This is a genomic window from Mesorhizobium sp. Arg314 (assembly GCF_053714275.1).
This window is the reverse complement of the sequence record NZ_JBSKBP010000003.1, coordinates 175034-190544: the sequence shown is the minus strand read 5'-3', so window position 1 is coordinate 190544 and position 15511 is coordinate 175034. Positions and strand designations below refer to the sequence as shown.

20 protein-coding genes are annotated in these 15511 nt (G+C 63.9%); 9 read left to right on the top strand and 11 right to left on the bottom strand.

Translation table 11 applies throughout. The annotated features are described in order from the left end of the window. Position 1 precedes the first annotated feature (1 nt). Positions 2-265, bottom strand: coding sequence for a metal-sensing transcriptional repressor (locus ACWGS9_RS04850; RefSeq protein ID WP_454504149.1), 264 nt, complete (start codon positions 263-265; stop codon positions 2-4). Between the two features lie 450 nt (positions 266-715). Here ACWGS9_RS04850 and ACWGS9_RS04845 point away from each other — a divergent pair, with 450 nt between their 5' ends. Next, positions 716-1051 carry a hypothetical protein gene (locus tag ACWGS9_RS04845; protein WP_454504148.1) on the top strand — a complete coding sequence of 112 codons (336 nt, stop codon included), beginning with the start codon at positions 716-718 and terminating at the stop codon, positions 1049-1051. 49 nt (positions 1052-1100) lie between these two features. Here ACWGS9_RS04845 and ACWGS9_RS04840 read toward each other — a convergent pair whose 3' ends face one another. Further along, the gene (locus tag ACWGS9_RS04840; protein ID WP_095770090.1) at positions 1101-1250 is read right to left on the bottom strand and encodes a hypothetical protein; all 150 of its coding nucleotides are present in this window, start codon (positions 1248-1250) and stop codon (positions 1101-1103) included. A 243-nt stretch (positions 1251-1493) separates the two neighbouring features. On the opposite strand from ACWGS9_RS04840, the gene ACWGS9_RS04835 reads away from it, so the two are divergent. The 3 genes from ACWGS9_RS04835 (at position 1494) to ACWGS9_RS04825 (ending at position 2552) form a co-directional block, all read left to right on the top strand. After that, positions 1494-1676 carry a hypothetical protein gene (locus tag ACWGS9_RS04835; protein WP_454504147.1) on the top strand — a complete coding sequence of 61 codons (183 nt, stop codon included), beginning with the start codon at positions 1494-1496 and terminating at the stop codon, positions 1674-1676. 58 nt (positions 1677-1734) lie between these two features. Further along, a complete protein-coding gene (locus ACWGS9_RS04830; protein WP_454504146.1) occupies positions 1735-2115 on the top strand; it encodes a YkvA family protein in 381 nt (126 codons plus the stop codon). 278 nt (positions 2116-2393) lie between these two features. Next, positions 2394-2552: a hypothetical protein gene (locus ACWGS9_RS04825; RefSeq protein ID WP_320310071.1), complete on the top strand. Its 159-nt coding sequence runs from the start codon at positions 2394-2396 to the stop codon at positions 2550-2552. Between the two features lie 19 nt (positions 2553-2571). Here ACWGS9_RS04825 and ACWGS9_RS04820 read toward each other — a convergent pair whose 3' ends face one another. Further along, a complete protein-coding gene (locus ACWGS9_RS04820; RefSeq protein ID WP_454504145.1) occupies positions 2572-3003 on the bottom strand; it encodes a hypothetical protein in 432 nt (143 codons plus the stop codon). 978 nt (positions 3004-3981) lie between these two features. Between ACWGS9_RS04820 and ACWGS9_RS04815 the strand changes: the two genes are divergently transcribed. After that, complete coding sequence (locus tag ACWGS9_RS04815; RefSeq protein ID WP_454504292.1) at positions 3982-5379, top strand: sensor histidine kinase; 1398 nt, start codon at positions 3982-3984, stop codon at positions 5377-5379. Beyond that, the gene (locus tag ACWGS9_RS04810) at positions 5376-6020 is read left to right on the top strand and encodes a response regulator (RefSeq protein WP_454504144.1); all 645 of its coding nucleotides are present in this window, start codon (positions 5376-5378) and stop codon (positions 6018-6020) included. The genes ACWGS9_RS04815 and ACWGS9_RS04810 overlap by 4 nt, the downstream gene beginning before the upstream one ends. Positions 6021-6168: 148 nt before the next feature. On the opposite strand, the gene ACWGS9_RS04805 is transcribed toward ACWGS9_RS04810, so the two are convergent. The 7 genes from ACWGS9_RS04805 to minC all read right to left on the bottom strand — a co-directional run bounded on the left by ACWGS9_RS04805 (position 6169) and on the right by minC (position 10866). Then, positions 6169-6690 carry a hypothetical protein gene (locus ACWGS9_RS04805; RefSeq protein ID WP_454504143.1) on the bottom strand — a complete coding sequence of 174 codons (522 nt, stop codon included), beginning with the start codon at positions 6688-6690 and terminating at the stop codon, positions 6169-6171. 27 nt (positions 6691-6717) lie between these two features. Then, entirely contained in the window at positions 6718-7062 is a 345-nt protein-coding gene (locus tag ACWGS9_RS04800; protein WP_454504142.1) for a hypothetical protein, read from the bottom strand. A 368-nt stretch (positions 7063-7430) separates the two neighbouring features. After that, positions 7431-8018, bottom strand: a complete 588-nt coding sequence (locus ACWGS9_RS04795) for a hypothetical protein (protein ID WP_454504141.1) — start codon at positions 8016-8018, stop codon at positions 7431-7433. 272 nt (positions 8019-8290) lie between these two features. Beyond that, complete coding sequence (locus tag ACWGS9_RS04790) at positions 8291-8470, bottom strand: hypothetical protein (protein ID WP_454504140.1); 180 nt, start codon at positions 8468-8470, stop codon at positions 8291-8293. 197 nt (positions 8471-8667) lie between these two features. Then, positions 8668-8940, bottom strand: coding sequence for a cell division topological specificity factor MinE (minE, locus tag ACWGS9_RS04785; RefSeq protein WP_042638296.1), 273 nt, complete (start codon positions 8938-8940; stop codon positions 8668-8670). Continuing rightward, the gene (gene minD / locus ACWGS9_RS04780) at positions 8937-9752 is read right to left on the bottom strand and encodes a septum site-determining protein MinD (RefSeq protein ID WP_140644956.1); all 816 of its coding nucleotides are present in this window, start codon (positions 9750-9752) and stop codon (positions 8937-8939) included. Before minD ends, minE begins: the two co-directional genes overlap by 4 nt. 166 nt (positions 9753-9918) lie before the next feature. Next, positions 9919-10866: a septum site-determining protein MinC gene (gene minC / locus ACWGS9_RS04775; protein ID WP_454504139.1), complete on the bottom strand. Its 948-nt coding sequence runs from the start codon at positions 10864-10866 to the stop codon at positions 9919-9921. Between the two features lie 262 nt (positions 10867-11128). On the opposite strand from minC, the gene ACWGS9_RS04770 reads away from it, so the two are divergent. The 3 genes from ACWGS9_RS04770 to ACWGS9_RS04760 all read left to right on the top strand — a co-directional run bounded on the left by ACWGS9_RS04770 (position 11129) and on the right by ACWGS9_RS04760 (position 14037). Continuing rightward, entirely contained in the window at positions 11129-11587 is a 459-nt protein-coding gene (locus tag ACWGS9_RS04770; RefSeq protein ID WP_454504291.1) for an SgcJ/EcaC family oxidoreductase, read from the top strand. Positions 11588-11697: 110 nt separating this feature from the next. Then, positions 11698-12132, top strand: a complete 435-nt coding sequence (locus tag ACWGS9_RS04765; protein ID WP_454504138.1) for a hypothetical protein — start codon at positions 11698-11700, stop codon at positions 12130-12132. A gap of 507 nt (positions 12133-12639) precedes the next feature. Next, positions 12640-14037: an FAD-binding oxidoreductase gene (locus ACWGS9_RS04760; RefSeq protein ID WP_454504137.1), complete on the top strand. Its 1398-nt coding sequence runs from the start codon at positions 12640-12642 to the stop codon at positions 14035-14037. Positions 14038-14359: 322 nt separating this feature from the next. On the opposite strand, the gene ACWGS9_RS04755 is transcribed toward ACWGS9_RS04760, so the two are convergent. Next, the gene (locus ACWGS9_RS04755; RefSeq protein ID WP_454504136.1) at positions 14360-15223 is read right to left on the bottom strand and encodes a BA14K family protein; all 864 of its coding nucleotides are present in this window, start codon (positions 15221-15223) and stop codon (positions 14360-14362) included. Positions 15224-15511: the final 288 nt, after the last annotated feature.

The following is a 15511-nucleotide window of genomic DNA, read 5'->3' as shown; positions in this document are numbered from 1 at the left end:
CTCACAGATATTTGGTGAGCTGCTTCAGCTCCTTGAGCGTGTCCCTGCTCGGCTCGCCGCCTTCAACGAGGCAATGCTCCATATGGTCGTGGATCAGTTCGCGCTTGGCGTTGCCGACGGCGCTTTCGACAGCGTGGAGCTGTTGCGCGAGGTCGAGGCAGGAACGGCCTTGCTCGAACATGGTGAGCACGGCGGCGAGATGGCCGTGCGCACGCTTGAGCCGGGCGATGATATCGGGATGGGAGCTGTGTATCGTCATGCCCATATCCTATCCTCCAGGGTAGGATATGGCAACGCGCAACCAGGCCCTGCCACTTCGCTTCCACAACGCTTTGCCCGCAACGGCAAGTATCAGCCCGCCCACGCCTTTGCTGGGCGGCTGGCCGACATGGCGGCTTTGCCAACTCGGCGCCACGTCGCTGGAAGGCGGTGCCAGTGGCCGCGCCATTGACGTCGTTGCTATGTTCATGCCCTTATCGCTCCGTGCCTTATCGAGTGCTGCCTCGCCTGCCAAGACATCAAGACGATCGGGAATCCCGTCCTGTGACATCGCGGCCGGATTTTTCGCGGCAGCAACGAACCAAGCTCCGCGACGGCGGCGTCCGGTAGCAACCAAACGCTTGTTTTCCCGTTTATTTCAGCGGCTGCCGGCACTCGGCGTGGCGTCAGCCGGCTCCGGCGGCGAAAACCCGCGCGGAGCGGAAAGGAGGCCGTAATGACACGGCCGGTAGTGGAGATAGGCGACCGCGTGGCTCTCATCGCCACGGTGATCGAACGCATCAACGACCGCGTGACGCTGAAGCTCGACGGCGACGGCCATAGCTATTCGATGGTCGAGCCCAACGCCAAGGCAGGCGACAAACTCAGACTCGAGGGCGAGGTCGTCCATGTCGACGAGGATCTCGGACGCACGACGGTGCAGGTGCTGGGGCGCGTGAGCGTCGACACCGAGTCGGTCGAGATGGTGACGAGACGTTGCGATCTCGACCATGTCGGCTCGAACGTGCCTGGCCACCCACGCCCGCGCACCCCGCCAAGACCACATGGGTGAAACCGGCGGCTGAGGCGCGGTCCTCCCCGCCGTGAAACTCTGGATTGCTCTAGTGGCGCTTGAAATACTGCACTTCGCGTTCGTGCTTTTCAGCCGCTTCGCGTGATTTGAAGGTTCCGAGATTGCGGCGCTTGCCGGTTCTCGGATCGACTTTGCGCGAATAGAGCCGGTATTCGCCGGATTTCAGTTTGCGGATCATGGCGACCTCCTGTGCGAACTGGGACTCTAACCCACCGGAACCGCCGCAGTTCCGAGCGACCATCCCGGCTGCGCGCGGCCGGCGGCAAAAAACGCTTCTGTCAGTGAACCATTTCACTGACGCAAACGACCCAATGTCGGAATCGACATCGTAACGACACGATTGAGTCGAATTATTTGTATTCAAATGACTTTCGCGACGTTATGCGGATGTTGCGAGCGTGCCGGATCTGAGGAGGGTGAGATGGTGGCGGCGAAGCTTCACGGCGTTGAACTCGTCAAGGGCCAGAAGTGGACGGTGCGCGTTACCGCCTACGGCACGACGCTCATCTTCCCATTCGAAGCCGAGCAGTATGCGCGTTCCTATGCTGATGGCCAGGCCTTCCGCCTCGGCGTTGAGGTTGTCGAGATGAAGGACTGCGCCTGAGACGCCGAGCCATCCATCGCCAGTTGGCCTGACGACCCGCGTACCCGTATATAGGTGCATGTCGGCTCTCGACTCGGCCAAGCAATGGGCGCGCGGGATCAAGCGCGATGTGGTGGCGCTCTGGATTGCCGCCCGTGATCGGCGCGTGCCCTGGTATGCAAAAGCCACCGCGGGCGCCGTCGCGGCCTATGCGCTGAGCCCCATCGATCTCATCCCGGACTTCATCCCGGTCATCGGCTATCTCGACGACCTGGTGATCGTGCCCCTCGGCATCATGCTCGCGGTCAAGCTGGTTCCCGCCGATCTGATGCAGGAATTCCGAGAAGAGGCCATGCGACGCCAGAAGCCGGTCAGCAAGGCGGGTCTCGCCTTCATGATCGCGCTCTGGGCGCTGGCGGCGCTGGCACTCACCTGGCTGTTCTGGCCGAAGCCGGCCTAAGGCGCGTCGCGCTGAAACGGATTCAGGCGACGCGCTTTAAGTCCTTGTTTTTATGCATGTCGTTGTCCCAGAACCGCGTACACTTCTGGGCGACATGCATTAGACGTTCCCGTCGGGCTCGACCGGACAGGGTCGCACTCGACCCGGCCGCAGATGCGTCAGCGGCCGTGTACATTGACCATTAATTAGCAACCACTTGTATTTGTTGCGGATCAGGATCATGCTTGTCGAGCGTGTGAGACGACATGCGCAGGGGTGGGTAACAGGGGTCAGGCGTGATGGAATTTGCAGTTTGCTACGACCACAGCACGTTGGATCTGGCGCGATCGATCTTCCTCGATATCACGGCGTTCTTTGCGCTGATGGCGCCGTTGGCGATCGCCCGGTTGGTCGAGATATCGCGCGAGGATGCCGCAGCCAGATTGCAGGTCGCGTAAAGTCAGAAGCCACAGGGTTCTAACCGTCGCGGGCGGCCTTTCGGACCGACAGATCGCCGAGCAGGGCCGAACAGTCGATCTCCTCCTGGAAAAGCGCCTGCGGATCGAGCACCAACCAAGAAGCGTGGGTGCGAAGATCCTTCAGCCTGGCATTCTTTTGCGCACGCGCCAGGCGCTCAGCCTCGGCGCTCGAGGCTTGAAAAGGCCTTTCGGCCTTGTGATGGTGAGGGATCCTCGACATCGCGGCGGAAAACGCGCCGACCCTGCTTTTCGTTCCGCGGAAGAAAGAACGATTGGCGGCCCCTTTGCGTTGCAATGTCCCGGATTCACCAAGCGGCGGCCTCCGCACTACGCATTTCTTCAGCGCCGCAACTGAGGCGATATCAAGCGTCGATCGGCAGGTGGGGTAGCCCGGCTTGGCGGTAAAAGAGTACGGCTCTTTGACAGGCAAGCCGGGCTAAAGCGCCGGCCTTTGGGTTTCCTTGGGGGGAGCCGGCGCAGGGATAGAGTGTCCGTTTCCAGTAGCACCGGCAATTATCGCTGAGGTCCTATGCAGCAACGCAAAGGTCCGAATGACTGGAGCATGATTGCGAAAGGCGTGAAGCGGCTTTCGGGCCACATGCTCTATCCCTTTGATTTGGAGACGGATTCGGATTCCAGGCCGATTCGACCTGAAATCATCCGGCTTCTGGACGCCCGAACGCTCAGGCCCGAGTAGCGCTACCCTTTTGAAGCGTCCTTTTGACGAAAAGCTCGGCGTGCCGAGCCCATTCCGCTTCCGCCACGTCGTTCTCTTGAACGGACTGCCTGAAAGCCTCCCGCAGTGCCTCGAGCTCAAAAATCGACAACCGCTGGTTTCTTCTATGGTTTTTTGTGCCGGCGTCCATAACGTTGCCATGAACAGCAAAGTGATGTCCATCGTATAGGCGGCGCTTGTTCGACCCATCAAGACCTTGGCCTTGACTTCTTTTGGGAGCAAATTTTGCTGTGGCTTTCGTGTCTTATACCGGGACAGCGCCGCCTGGCCCGGTCGGACCACCCGACAGGTCCGTCGCTATTATATACAACGACCTCTATGGAAAGACCGTTCCAGGCCAAGGCGGCCGCCGTGTGGCGCTACATCCCGCCAGGCATACGTTTTTTCGCTTCTTTGGTATGGACGTTGGGATCGATTGGTGGTTGTGTCGGCGCTGCAAAAAATTCATCTGTAATTTCAGGTGGCAACCGGCCCGCGTCTTCCCCGTCAACAGGAGTGGCGCGGGCTTTTGCTGTTCGGGAGCGTGAGGAACTTCTCTCGTTGCATATCCGGGCCGCTGGCGCGCGCGCAAACCGGCTGCCGTTAACCTTCCCCACGGGCACGGACCAAGGTCGGTGTCGCAATTGCCCTCCCTCGCCTATACTCTGGCAGACGGGTGGGTGAATGGTGGCGATGTTTGGGAGGTATTTAACACGACTCGCACGAGTCTGGAGCGGGCTCTCGCTGGCCTGGCAGTTCGTGATCGCGGGCGGCATCGGCCTTCTGGCCGTGATGCTCGTGGTCGGGCTGTGGGTCACATCGCAGATCCGTGACGGCGTCATGCACAATTCCGCCGCGACCACCGCACTCTATGTCGACAGCGTCATCGCCCCGCTGCTGCCGGACATGCGCAAGAGCCAGGAGCTCGACGACGCCGTCAAGCGGGCGCTGGACGAGACGCTCGGCCAGGGCGCGCTTGGGAAACGGCTGGTATCGTTCAAGTTGTGGCGGCGCGACGGCACGATCCTCTATTCAAAGGACGCCAGCCTCATAGGCAGGCAGGTCCAGCCCAACGCCAACCTGCTTGCCGCTTTCGCCGGCAACGTCACGGTCAAATACAACAGGCTCGAGGACCAGGAAGACGACAAGGAGCGGTCGATGGGCGTTCCGCTGCTGGAAATCTACAACCCGGTGCGCGAGCCCTGGTCAGGCGAGGTTGTGGCCGTCACCGAATTCTACGAATTGTCCGGCGACTTCGAGGAATCGCTGCACTCGGCCCTGTTGTGGAGCTGGCTGGTGGTGGCGGGCGCCACGGCGGCGGCGCTTGCCCTGCTCTCGGGCATCGTTTTCCGCGGCAGCCGCACCATCGTCACGCAGCAGGCGGCGCTCGAGGCCAAGGTTTCCGAATTGCAGACCGCGCTGGCGCAGAATTCGTCGCTGCGCCAGCGCGTTCAGCGCGCCTCGCGCCGCGCCACCGCCATCAACGAGCGGTATCTGAGGCGCATCGGGGCCGACCTGCATGACGGGCCGGCGCAACTGGTGGCGCTCGCCGCGCTCAGGATGGACAGTCCGGTGCTGGTCGATCCGGCCACGCCGAGCACGCTGCGCGAAGCCGAGATCGCCGGCATACACAAGACGCTCGGCGAAGCGATGCGCGAGATACGCGGCATCTGCAACGGACTGGTGCTGCCGCAGATCGAGGCGCAGGCCATCGCCGATATTTTGCGGCTGGCGGTGAGCGAGCATGAGCGCCGCACGAGCACCAATGTGTTGCTAACCCTGCCCGAGCGCTTGCCTGAACTCGGGACCTCGGAAAAGATCAGCGTCTATCGCTTCGTCCAGGAAGGCCTGAACAACGCCTACCGCCACGGCAAGGGCAAGGGCCAGCAGGTCAGAGCCACGACGAAGGGCGGCAAGCTCCTGGTCGAGGTGCTGGACGCCGGACCCGGCTTCGATCCGGCCAGAAGCGAGGGCCTGGGGCTCGCGGGTCTCAGGGAACGTATCGAAAGCATCGGCGGGCAGTTCGAAACGCTGACCGGCCCGGGAGGAACAAGACTGGTGATCACCTTGTCTGTCGAGGAGCAACCGTGAGCGCATCCATCCGCATCGCAATAGTCGACGACCATCCTTTGTTTCGCGAAGGCGTGGCGCGCAGCCTCAGCGAAATAGGCGGCTTCGAACTGGTGGGCGAAGGCGCCAGCGCCGAGGACGCCGAAAGGCTGGTGCGCGCCAGCACGCCCGATATTCTTCTGCTCGACATCAGCATGCCCGGCGGCGGCCTGAACGCGCTCGCCGGCATCCTTTCAGCGACGCCCGACCAGAAGATCGTCATGCTGACGGTGTCGGAAACCAACGCCGACGTCGCCCAGGCGCTGAAGGCGGGCGCGCGCGGCTATGTGCTAAAGGGCGTCGGCTCCAAGGCCCTGGCCGAGATCCTGCGCGATGTCGCCGGCGGCCAGAGCTATATATCGCCGAGCCTCTCGGCCAGGCTGCTTTCCGATCTTCTGCAGCCCACCGGCAGCAAGCCCGATCCGCTCAGCCAACTCACCGGCCGCGAGGCCGAGATCCTGAAGCTGGTCGCGGAGGGGCTGAGCAACAAGGAGGTCGCCGCCCGGCTGTCGCTGCAGGAAAAGACGGTCAAGCATCACATGACCAGGGTGCTCGCCAAGCTCAATGTGCGTAACCGCACCGAGGCGGCGCTGCTGATGCATGAGGCGAGGGAAAGGCAATAGGCAGGTAGGCAGTAGGGGAAGACGACATCCTACTGCCTACTGCCTACTGCCTAGCCTACTGCCTACTGCCTAAAAGCAATCACCCCCGCCCTCAAGGGACGGGGGTGACATGCGAGGGAGCGGAAAAGGGGGTAGCTCCTCCAGACCCTCACAAGTTCAGCAGGCGCGAGAGATCCTCCTGCGTCGCCGGGCGGTCGATGATGGTGCGGCCTTGCGCGTCCGTCATCTCGAAGCGGCCGTTGTCGACCTCTTCCTTCATGCCGTTGGGATGGACGACGGTGATCTTGTTGCCGTCGATCGAGAGAGTGTCGCCGGTCACCGCATTGGTGTAGCTGTTCTTGCCGCCGGGATTGGTGTTGCCCTTGCCGCTGTTGTTGCCCGGGCCGGCATTGGGGTTGCCGCCGCCGGCATTGCTGTTCCCGGAATTGCCGCCGGCATTGCTGTTTCCATTGGTGCCGCCATTGCCGGAGTTCGAGCCGCCAGCCGAGCCAGAATTCGAGCCACCGGCCGATCCCGAATTGCCGCCGCTGCCATTTCCACCACTACCGCCATTGCCGTTGCCGGCATCGGCCGTGGCTGCGGCAATCCTCGGCGCACCATCAAAGGTGACGTGCCAGGGCGCAAGCGTCAGCGCCAGCGCGCTCGAAGCGCGCAGGACAAACCAGACCATCCTGAATGACTTGGTCGCCTTCATAGCCTAGTTGGGTGTGACCAAAGGTGCATCGGCGCCGTCGTCACTCTCACCCTGATCGTTATTGTCATCGCCCTGATCGTCGGCGGTTTCGCCATGATCATGTTCGGCGCCGTCGTCGCCGCCATCGTGGTCGCCGCCATCGCCCCCGTCATGGCCGCCATCGCCGCCACCATCATGACCACCCTCGCCACCGCCACCGCCGCCACCGCCCTCGCCCTCCGCATAGGCGGCGGATGGGATCAGCTTGGCGCCGTCGAGCGTCAGGTGATAGGGCGCGATGGTGAGCGCCAGGGCTGTCGAAGCGCGCAAGGTGAGCCAGGCGAGCTTGCTGAAAGCAAGATTTTGCATCTTTTCTCCTCGTTCCGGTCCCACCTCGGCATGGCCGAAGTTCCGCTCGCGGCCCATGCGGGGCGGAACCGGTGTCTTGACCGGGCAAGGATTCACATTCTGTTGGGCCTACGAAAGCGGCCCACGACCCATGCCCCGGCCAATCGGACCATTTCCGCCGCCATTGGTGACCAATGGCGCAACGGCCGCCGCCGCGCTGAAAAAATTACCCCCGCACGGAGGCGGGGGTAAGGTGAGTAGCAAAATTCTACCGCAAGACGATCAGGACCGCAGAGACGAAGCAAAAGGTGGCAACCTGATTTTGCAGCGCTGACCTTCGGTCCCTTAAGATCTAATCCCGATAAAACCTCACTCTCACAAACTCTGTTTCACAAATTCTTCAGGCGATCGAGATCGGCCATGGTGGCCTTGCGGTCGACGATGGTGCGTCCGTATTTGTCTTCCATCCTGAACCGGCCGTTCTCGATCTTCTCCTTCATTCCGTTGCGGTGCGTGACCTGGATTCCGTCGCGTATGGCCTCGACCTTGTCGCCGGTAAGGGCGTTCAGATGGCTATCGACGTCCGTTGTGCTTGCCGCGCTGGAGCTGCTGCTCGTGGCGCTATTGCTCGTGCTGCTGTTCCCGTTGTCGCCGCCACTATTGCCGTTGCTGTTTCCGCTGTTGCCGCCGCTATTTCCGCTGTTGCCGTTGCTGTTTCCGTTGTTGCCGCCACTATTGCCGCTGTTGCCGCCGCTATTCCCGCCATTGCCGCCGCTATTTCCGCTATTGCCGCCGTTATTCCCGCTATTGCCGCCGCCGTTGCCACCACCATTGCCGCCGCCGTTGCCACCACCTTTGCCGGCATAGGCTTTGGTCACGACGGAACCGTCGATGGAGAGACTGAAAGGCGCGACGACAAGCGCCAACGCAGTCAGCGCTCGCAAGACCAGCCTGCAGCCCCTGCGCGATGCGCGCATTCCGCTCTCCCCATGCCAGCCCTTCAGCCCGTCGGCCGAACTACCCCACCGATGTCGCAGCATAAGCATCCCCAATCAGCCCATCATAAGGAAGTGGCCCACGACCCTTGTCTTGTCTACTCGGACCTATTGCGAATCTATCTTAGGACCTAAGTCTTATTTCAACCACCGGATGTGATCGGACATTTGCCGTCGCAGGGTCGATTCTTTCAGGCCGACCAACCCCTTGACGAGCGGCAGGCGCAGGTCGTCGCCAGGTTCGGAAGGCCGGTTCAGGCCGGCGAAGGCACCGGCCGCCGCGCCGCAACCGCCGTTCCGAAGGCGGCGGCAATGACGGCGGCGATGCCGGCGCATTGCAGCGGGTTGAGCTTCTCATGCAGGAGCAGGAACCCGGTCAAGGCGCCGCCCGCCGGCTCCAGGCACACCAGCATGCCGTAGACCTTGGCCGGCATACGGGCGAGCACCAGAGGGGTGGGCGGGAACGAGGCGTGCCAGCCTTGGGCTCATCGCGCTCCGCTGGGCCAACGCGCCGGCGCCCTACCTCCCCCTTGTGGGAGGTCGGACCGAAGGTCCGGGTGGGGATCGGCGCCGCCCCCTCCCCCGATCCGCTGCGCGGATCGACCCTCCCCACAAGGGGGAGGGTAAGAAGTCACCCCGCCATGGCGAGCGGCGCGGCGCTCTTGTTGGGGATCTGGATGTCGATCTCAAGCGTCGACATGGTCGCGCCGCGGTCCATCGAGACCTGGAGGTAGTCCTGGTCGATCTGCACATGCTTGGCGATGACCGCCATGATCTCCTCGCGCAGGATGGAGACGAGGTCGGGCTGGCCGCGGCTCTGGCGCTCATAAGCGAGCAGCAGCTGCAGCCGCTCGCGCGCCACCGGCGCGCTGGTGCGCCGCTTGAAGAGGTCGAGGATGCTCATGCGGCCCTCCTTCCGAGCAGCCGGTCGAGGAAGCCCTTGCGTTCGAAGGGGACGACCACCGGCAGGTCTTCGCCTTCCAAGCGTCTTGCCGCTTCGAGGTAAGCCTTTGCGGCACCATTGAGCGGCTCCGAGAGCGTGACCGGCGAACCGAGGTTCGAGGCCCGCAGCACATCCTGGCTTTCCGGGATGATGCCGAGCAGCGGCGTCGACAGGATCTCCAGCACGTCGTCGATCGACAGCATTTCGCCGCGCGAGGCGCGCGCCGCGTCATAGCGCGTGACCAGCACGTGTTTTTGCACCAGCTCGCCCTGCTCCGCCTTCATGGTGCGGGCGTCGAGCAGGCCGATGATGCGGTCGGAATCGCGCACCGACGACACTTCCGGATTGGTGACGATGACCGCCTCGTCGGCGAAGCGCATGGCAAGCTGGGCGCCGCGCTCGATGCCGGCCGGGCTGTCGCAGAAGACATAGTCGAACACCGAGCGCAGCCTGGCGATGACTTCGGCCACGCCCTCCTCGGTCAGCGCATCCTTGTCGCGCGTCTGCGAGGCCGGCAGCAGATAGAGCGTCTCCAGCCGCTTGTCGCGGATCAGCGCCTGCGACAGCTTCGCCGAACCCTGGATGACGTTGACGAGGTCGAACACCACGCGGCGCTCAGCGCCCATGATGAGGTCGAGGTTTCTCAAGCCGACGTCGAAATCGACCAGCGCCACCTTCTTGCCGGTCTTGGCCACGGCAGCGCCGAGCGCGGCCGTCGAGGTCGTCTTGCCGACGCCCCCCTTGCCCGAGGTGACCACGACTACCTTGCCCATATATCCAGCCTCCATTGGCGGTTTTTATTCTCTGGCCGTGCCGGGCACGGCGGACTGTTCATTCTTGTTTTGGCGCATGTCGCTCTCCCAAAACCGCTGCGCACTTTTGGGCGACACGCACTCAACTCTGCCACGCGAAACCGGTCCGAAGCTTGCGGCCCGAAACTCAACCGAGAGGCACCACGCACAGCGCATCGTTGTCGAGGAAGGCCTGAACGGCCTTGCCGCGCGAAACACCTTCCATCTCCTCGGCGGTCGTGTACCAGCCGTCGACGGCGAGCAGCTCGGCCTCGTTCTTGCGGCAGAAGATGCGCGCCGAAATATTGCCTTCCGAGCCGGCGATGGCGCGGCCGCGCAGCGTGCCATAGACATGGATCGAGCCGCCGGCGACGATTTCCGAGCCGGACGCGACCGAGCCCAGCACGATGACGTCGCCATGCGGATGGAAGATCGACTGTCCGGAACGGATCGGCGCCTTGATCATCAGCGTGCCGGCCGAAGGCTCGTGCCGCGGCGGTTCTGCGCCCTGCCCCGACCTTGTCGGTTCGGCTTGGGCCGATTCGGTTCGGGCCGATCCGGTTTGGGCCGATCCGGTTCGGATAAGTCCGGTTTGAGCCGACCCCATCCTGACCGCTTCGAGCCTTGCCAGGTCAAGGTCCACAGGCTCGTCGCCGGCTGCCTGCAGAACGTCCGCATGCGCCGGCTCTCCGGCCACCCGGGTCAGTTCGTCGACCGGCTCGATGGTGATTTCTTCCGCCTTCGCCTTGCGCGCGGCCCGGCCCAGCAGCCCCTCGGCGGTCGCCTCCTTGGCGCCGGCCAGGAGCGGCGGCAGCTCGGGCCCGAGCTCGGCGCCTTCCAGCTCGATGGCATAGACGCGAATGCCGCGCGACCAAAGCACGCCGACGAGCGCGGCGATCTCCTCCGGCCCCGGCTGCAAAATGTTGAGGTCGAGCACCACCGGGCGGCCGTTGAAATAGCCCGGCGAGTTGGCGATCCAGTGATCCAGCCCCTCCAGCCAGTCGGCGATCGGCGCCTCCGGCGTCAGCGTGAAAGCGACGAAGGAACGGGCGCGAAAGCGGATCGATTTATTCTGCAAAGGGGCGGCGAAGGTCACGACCAGGCGAATCCTTACTCAATGGTTAAAGGGTGCCGGGCTAATGGTTAACAAAAGGTTAATTTTAGGGGTGGAGGCCGTTAAGGAAGTGGCGCGGCTAAGTTCTGTGGCGGCGCGGTGACAGTGCCTGCCGATACCGCTATCGTCCCAACCTCAAGCCTAAAGCGCGTCGCGCTGAACCGAATTCAGGCGACGCGCTTTAAGTCTTTGTTTTGATGCATGTCGTTGTCCCAGAACCGCTGCACACTTCTGGGCGACATGCATTAGCGGAAAGCAAGGGAGATCATGTCATGAGACGGCGGTCAGCAGAGCTGAGGATGCCGCGACTGCCTTTGCCGATGCCTGGAACAGACATGACATGGACGACTTCGCGGCGTTGTTCTGCGAGGATGCCAATTTCGTCAATGTCGTGGGCATGTGGTGGAAAAACCGCGCCGAGATCGAAGCGGCGCACCGCGCAACGCACGGGACCATGTTTCGCGACAGCCGGTTGGAGGGTGTCGTCCCGTCGGTTGTCGAGTTGTCTCCCGACCTTGCGTCGGTGCACTTTAGATGGACCCTGACCGGCGCGTCCGCTCCGGACGGCTCACCCGCCGGAACACGGGAAGGCATCCCGCTTCTGGTGGTGAAGAAAGAACAGTCCGGCTGGCGGATAAAGGTGGCCCAAAACGCCGACATTGTTCCAGGGGCGATCGCTCCCCCTTCCAACGCAAGGAGATAGGGCGGCCAAGCCCGCACGAGACGGGCATGTGAAGCGGCTAATATACGAGAGAGGCCATAGCAAGCACCCTCTGCCCGGGACTTTCCACTCTTTGAGGCAAGGAGACGGGCATGGGCATCGATCGGGAAGACAGCAGGCGAGCACTCAAGGCAGGCGCTGCAATGGCGGCGCTGATGCTGCTGGGAGGATGCATGACGCATCAGCCGAGCGGCATCGACGCCTACCAGACGGGCGGCATAGACCAATGGCTGGCGACGGCCGATGCCGACAAGGTCGTCAACGCGATGGCCGCGAAAGGCATGATGCCGGCGACCATCGACTGCCGGTTCGCCGACACCACGCCGGGCCAGTTGGCGTACGTCTCGAAATTCACCTGGAAGCGCGCGCCGACCAACACACGCTACCATTGGGAGGTCGGCGACCCGAGCTATCTCGCGAGCAAGGAAGTGAAAGCCAACAGGGTTGGGCTGCGGCGGGTGTTTGCGAAGGCTGTGCGGGATGCGGCGAGCGGGCAGAAGGTGGGGTGCTCGATCTGGGCGGGTTAGGGGCGCTGCTACGACTGGAATAGGCTGTGCCTGCGACGGAATTTCTGGGGGTTTATATAGGTTTAAACATGCTTGCCATGGCTTCAGTAGCGCTATTGCTAAACCGGCAGGCTCCCATGCTTACCCCTTGTCAGCCATGTCTGGCACAGCCACACCAGACAAGCCATCGCATTTGCCGCTCTGAGCCTGCCCGCTTTACATTAACAGCTACCTGCTCGCCACTTCCTCTCATGAACCTCCCCACCCTCCGTTCCGTCCTTCCAACCGCCACCATCTGAGACGCCGCCGAGGTGTCGCGGCGTTGTCGCCTATGAAATCGAGCGCGCCCGCGGCAACCGGGCTTGGCGGCCGCATTTGTTTTGCGCATTCCGGACGGCAACCGCTGCGCACGTTTCCTGGGATTGCTCAGGGATCCACGCGGGCACGCGGCAGCGCCTTCGGCAGGCTCGCGTGACTCGGAGGCTGGAGTTCCTCTATGGATGTCGCTCCCCTGCCCGGAGCCGTCCCATGTCCGCCTCCCTCCTCCCCTCCCTCCTCCCCGCCCTCCGCACCCTTCTCCCCACCGCCACCATCTGGGACGCCGCCGAGCTCGCCTCCCGCGATCCCGGCTTCGACGCCCGCAATTTCGGCGCCTCGGCGCTGGTGCGGCCGCGCGATGTGGAGGGTGTCGCGGCGCTGGTAGCCTTCTGCGCGGCGCATGGCGTCAGCCTTGTCGCCCAGGGCGGGCGTACGGGACTGGCGGGCGGGGCGGCGGCGTCCGCGGGTCAGGTGATCTGCGATCTCGGCGGGCTCAATCAAATCGAGGAGATCGACCCGTTCGCGCGCGTGGCGATCGTCCAGGCGGGCGCGACGCTGGGGGCGCTGCAGGAGGCGGCGGCGGTGCATGGGCTCGACCCGGGCATCGACCTTGCCGCGCGCGGCAGCGCCACCATTGGCGGCATGGTTTCCACCAATGCCGGCGGCATCATGGCGTTTCGCAACGGCACGATGCGCCACCGCGTGCTCGGCTTAGAGGCCGTGCTGCCGGAAGGGCGGGTGTTTTCGGACCTCACACGGGTGCTGAAGACCAGTGCCGGATATGACCTGAAACATCTCTTCATCGGCGCGGAGGGCACGCTCGGCATCGTCACCCGCGTCGCGGTGCGGCTCGACCCGGTGGCAGGCGCCGGCGCCACCGCGCTTGTCGGCGTGCCGGATGCGGCCAGCGCGCAACGCATCGTGCGGCATTTTCTGGGCTCGACCAGCGCCCGGCTCACCGCCGCCGAGATCCTGTGGCGCAATTTTGCAGCGCTTATGCAGCGGGGGCTGGGCTATGCGCCCGGGCAGCTGCCGCTCGATGCGCCCTGCCTTCTGGTGCTGGGGCTCGGCGCCGACAGCATCGAGGCAGCGCAGAGCGCGCTGGAGGACGGGCTGGCGGCGATCTGGGACGAGGCCGGCATCATCGACGGGCTGGTCGCGAGCTCCGACGCCCAGGCCGCCGCGATGTGGCGGCTGCGCGAGGAGACCGTTGAGATCGAGCACGCGCACCCTATGGCGCCCTCCTTCGACGTGTCGGTGCCGGGCGGCGCGCTGGACGCCTATGTGGCGCGCATCGAGGCGGGGCTGAAGCGGATCGACGCTGCTTATGCGCCTTATGTGTACGGCCATCTCGCCGACGGCAATCTGCACATCTCGATCAATTGCGACGGGCCCGTCTCGCATGAGCGGCACGAGGCGATCGAGGACGTGCTTTACGAGGGGCTGCGCGAGGCCGGCGGCTCGTTCTCGGCCGAGCATGGGGTGGGGCTGGACAAGCGCGACGCCTATGAGCGCCACGCCGACCCGGTGAAGCGGGATTTGGCGAAGGCGATCAAGGCGCTGATCGATCCGGGTAAGGTGATGAATCCGGGGAAGGTCGTGGGCTGAGGTGTCGCCCTATCTCCCCCCTTGTGGGGGAGAAAGCATTTTCCTGCATTTGCGAGCGGGCTTGTCCCGAGCAAGTGCTTGGAAAATGCCAGAGAGGGGATCTCGTAGGGTGCGGGCGCTGCTTCTCGTTGAGCGCCAGCCCTCGTAGCGCAGCGCTTTTCCCCTCTCTTGCGATGTCTAACACTTAGCTTCGCTAAGATGTTTGAAATCGCTTTCTCCCCCACAAGGGGGGAGATAGAGCGGAGCGAGCCAGCTGGCGTCGCAAGCCCTCTCCGTCCGCTTCGCGGCCACCTCCCCCGCCGTTGGCGGGGGCGAGGAAATGCTACTCGCACTGGCGGCGCGGGCCGCCGTCGAAGGGCTGGTAGGTGTTGTCGCGCGGATCGTAGGAGCGGTAGCGGTTGAAGCAATAGTCGACATGGTCGCCCGATACCTGCCGGCCCTGTTTTGATGCCTGTTCCTGGGCGGCCTGCGCCTCGGGAGAAATCTCTTCCGGCGGGCCGCCATAGGTGGGGGCGTAGCTGTCGCCAGACGGGGCGTAGCCTTCCATCTCGGCCTGGTCGTCGCTCAGCTGGTCGTCGGTCGTGGCGCCTTGCCGGTCGTTCGCCTGATCGTTCTGGTCGGTCGAGGCGGTGCGGTCGCCGCCGAGGTCGTAATAGGGCGAGATGCAGGGGCGCAGCTCGCCGCCGTAGGAGCGGTAGCTGTTTTCGTCCGGGCGGTAGCTGCGATAGCGGCTGGCGCACCATTGCAGGTGGGCGACGGGCAGTTGCTGCTGCTGGGCCTGCTGATCGACCGTGGCCGGCTGCCGGGCTGTGTTGGCGTCCGGCGCGGGCTGGGCGGGCTCGGAGACGCCCGGCAATGGCTGCAGTCGCGGCGGTGCGGGCGGCGCCGGCGCTGCAACCGCCGCGGTCTGCGCTCCGTCGCCCGCTTTGACCGACTCGTCCGTCCTGGCCGGCTCGTCTGGCTTGGCGGGCGCGGCCGCCGCCTGCTGGGCCGGAATGCGTTGCAGGTTCTGCTTCTGCTGATCGACCGGCTGGGCATCCTTCGTCCAGAGCTCGGAAACGCCGATCGTGGGCGTCGCCTGGCGCACCGGCTTGGCGGCCAGCAGCCAGGTGGCGAAGCCAAGCCCGCTGGCGAATACGGCGAGCGTCAGCACGAAGCCGCCGACAATTCCCAACAACGCTTTCACGCGACGCTCCTTCAGGCCCCGCTCATAAAATGCGGGGCTCGGGCTCCAGTTCCCACGAGAAGAGGGCAATGTTGAGACCCGCCCGACAGCAACGGGTGAGCCCCGCATGCTCCGGGAGAAGCAGGCGAGGCTCAAGGATCGCTAGGAGGGACCTAGCTGGGACGCTTACAGCTACTGACTTTTGATGATGATCCCGGAAGGATCATCGTCAATGTCGGCCTTTTTCCGGGCCTCTGCATCGTGCAAACGGAGGAAGGAGGAATAAGCAAGCGATCCTTCGTTCACAAG

Excerpts from the sequence above, each read along its gene's own strand:
- ACWGS9_RS04850 (WP_454504149.1), bottom strand. The coding sequence starts at position 265 with ATGGGCATGACGATACACAGCTCCCATCCCGATATCATCGCCCGGCTC.
- minD (WP_140644956.1), bottom strand. The coding sequence starts at position 9,752 with ATGGGCAAGGTAGTCGTGGTCACCTCGGGCAAGGGGGGCGTCGGCAAG.
- ACWGS9_RS04830 (WP_454504146.1), top strand. The coding sequence starts at position 1,735 with ATGTCGGCTCTCGACTCGGCCAAGCAATGGGCGCGCGGGATCAAGCGC.
- ACWGS9_RS04765 (WP_454504138.1), top strand. The coding sequence starts at position 11,698 with ATGGGCATCGATCGGGAAGACAGCAGGCGAGCACTCAAGGCAGGCGCT.
- ACWGS9_RS04815 (WP_454504292.1), top strand. The coding sequence starts at position 3,982 with ATGTTTGGGAGGTATTTAACACGACTCGCACGAGTCTGGAGCGGGCTC.
- ACWGS9_RS04790 (WP_454504140.1), bottom strand. The coding sequence starts at position 8,470 with ATGCCGGCCAAGGTCTACGGCATGCTGGTGTGCCTGGAGCCGGCGGGC.
- ACWGS9_RS04760 (WP_454504137.1), top strand. The coding sequence starts at position 12,640 with ATGTCCGCCTCCCTCCTCCCCTCCCTCCTCCCCGCCCTCCGCACCCTT.
- ACWGS9_RS04840 (WP_095770090.1), bottom strand. The coding sequence starts at position 1,250 with ATGATCCGCAAACTGAAATCCGGCGAATACCGGCTCTATTCGCGCAAA.
- ACWGS9_RS04795 (WP_454504141.1), bottom strand. The coding sequence starts at position 8,018 with ATGCGCGCATCGCGCAGGGGCTGCAGGCTGGTCTTGCGAGCGCTGACT.
- ACWGS9_RS04800 (WP_454504142.1), bottom strand. The coding sequence starts at position 7,062 with ATGCAAAATCTTGCTTTCAGCAAGCTCGCCTGGCTCACCTTGCGCGCT.
- ACWGS9_RS04805 (WP_454504143.1), bottom strand. The coding sequence starts at position 6,690 with ATGGTCTGGTTTGTCCTGCGCGCTTCGAGCGCGCTGGCGCTGACGCTT.
- ACWGS9_RS04845 (WP_454504148.1), top strand. The coding sequence starts at position 716 with ATGACACGGCCGGTAGTGGAGATAGGCGACCGCGTGGCTCTCATCGCC.
- minE (WP_042638296.1), bottom strand. The coding sequence starts at position 8,940 with ATGAGCATCCTCGACCTCTTCAAGCGGCGCACCAGCGCGCCGGTGGCG.
- ACWGS9_RS04825 (WP_320310071.1), top strand. The coding sequence starts at position 2,394 with ATGGAATTTGCAGTTTGCTACGACCACAGCACGTTGGATCTGGCGCGA.
- ACWGS9_RS04835 (WP_454504147.1), top strand. The coding sequence starts at position 1,494 with ATGGTGGCGGCGAAGCTTCACGGCGTTGAACTCGTCAAGGGCCAGAAG.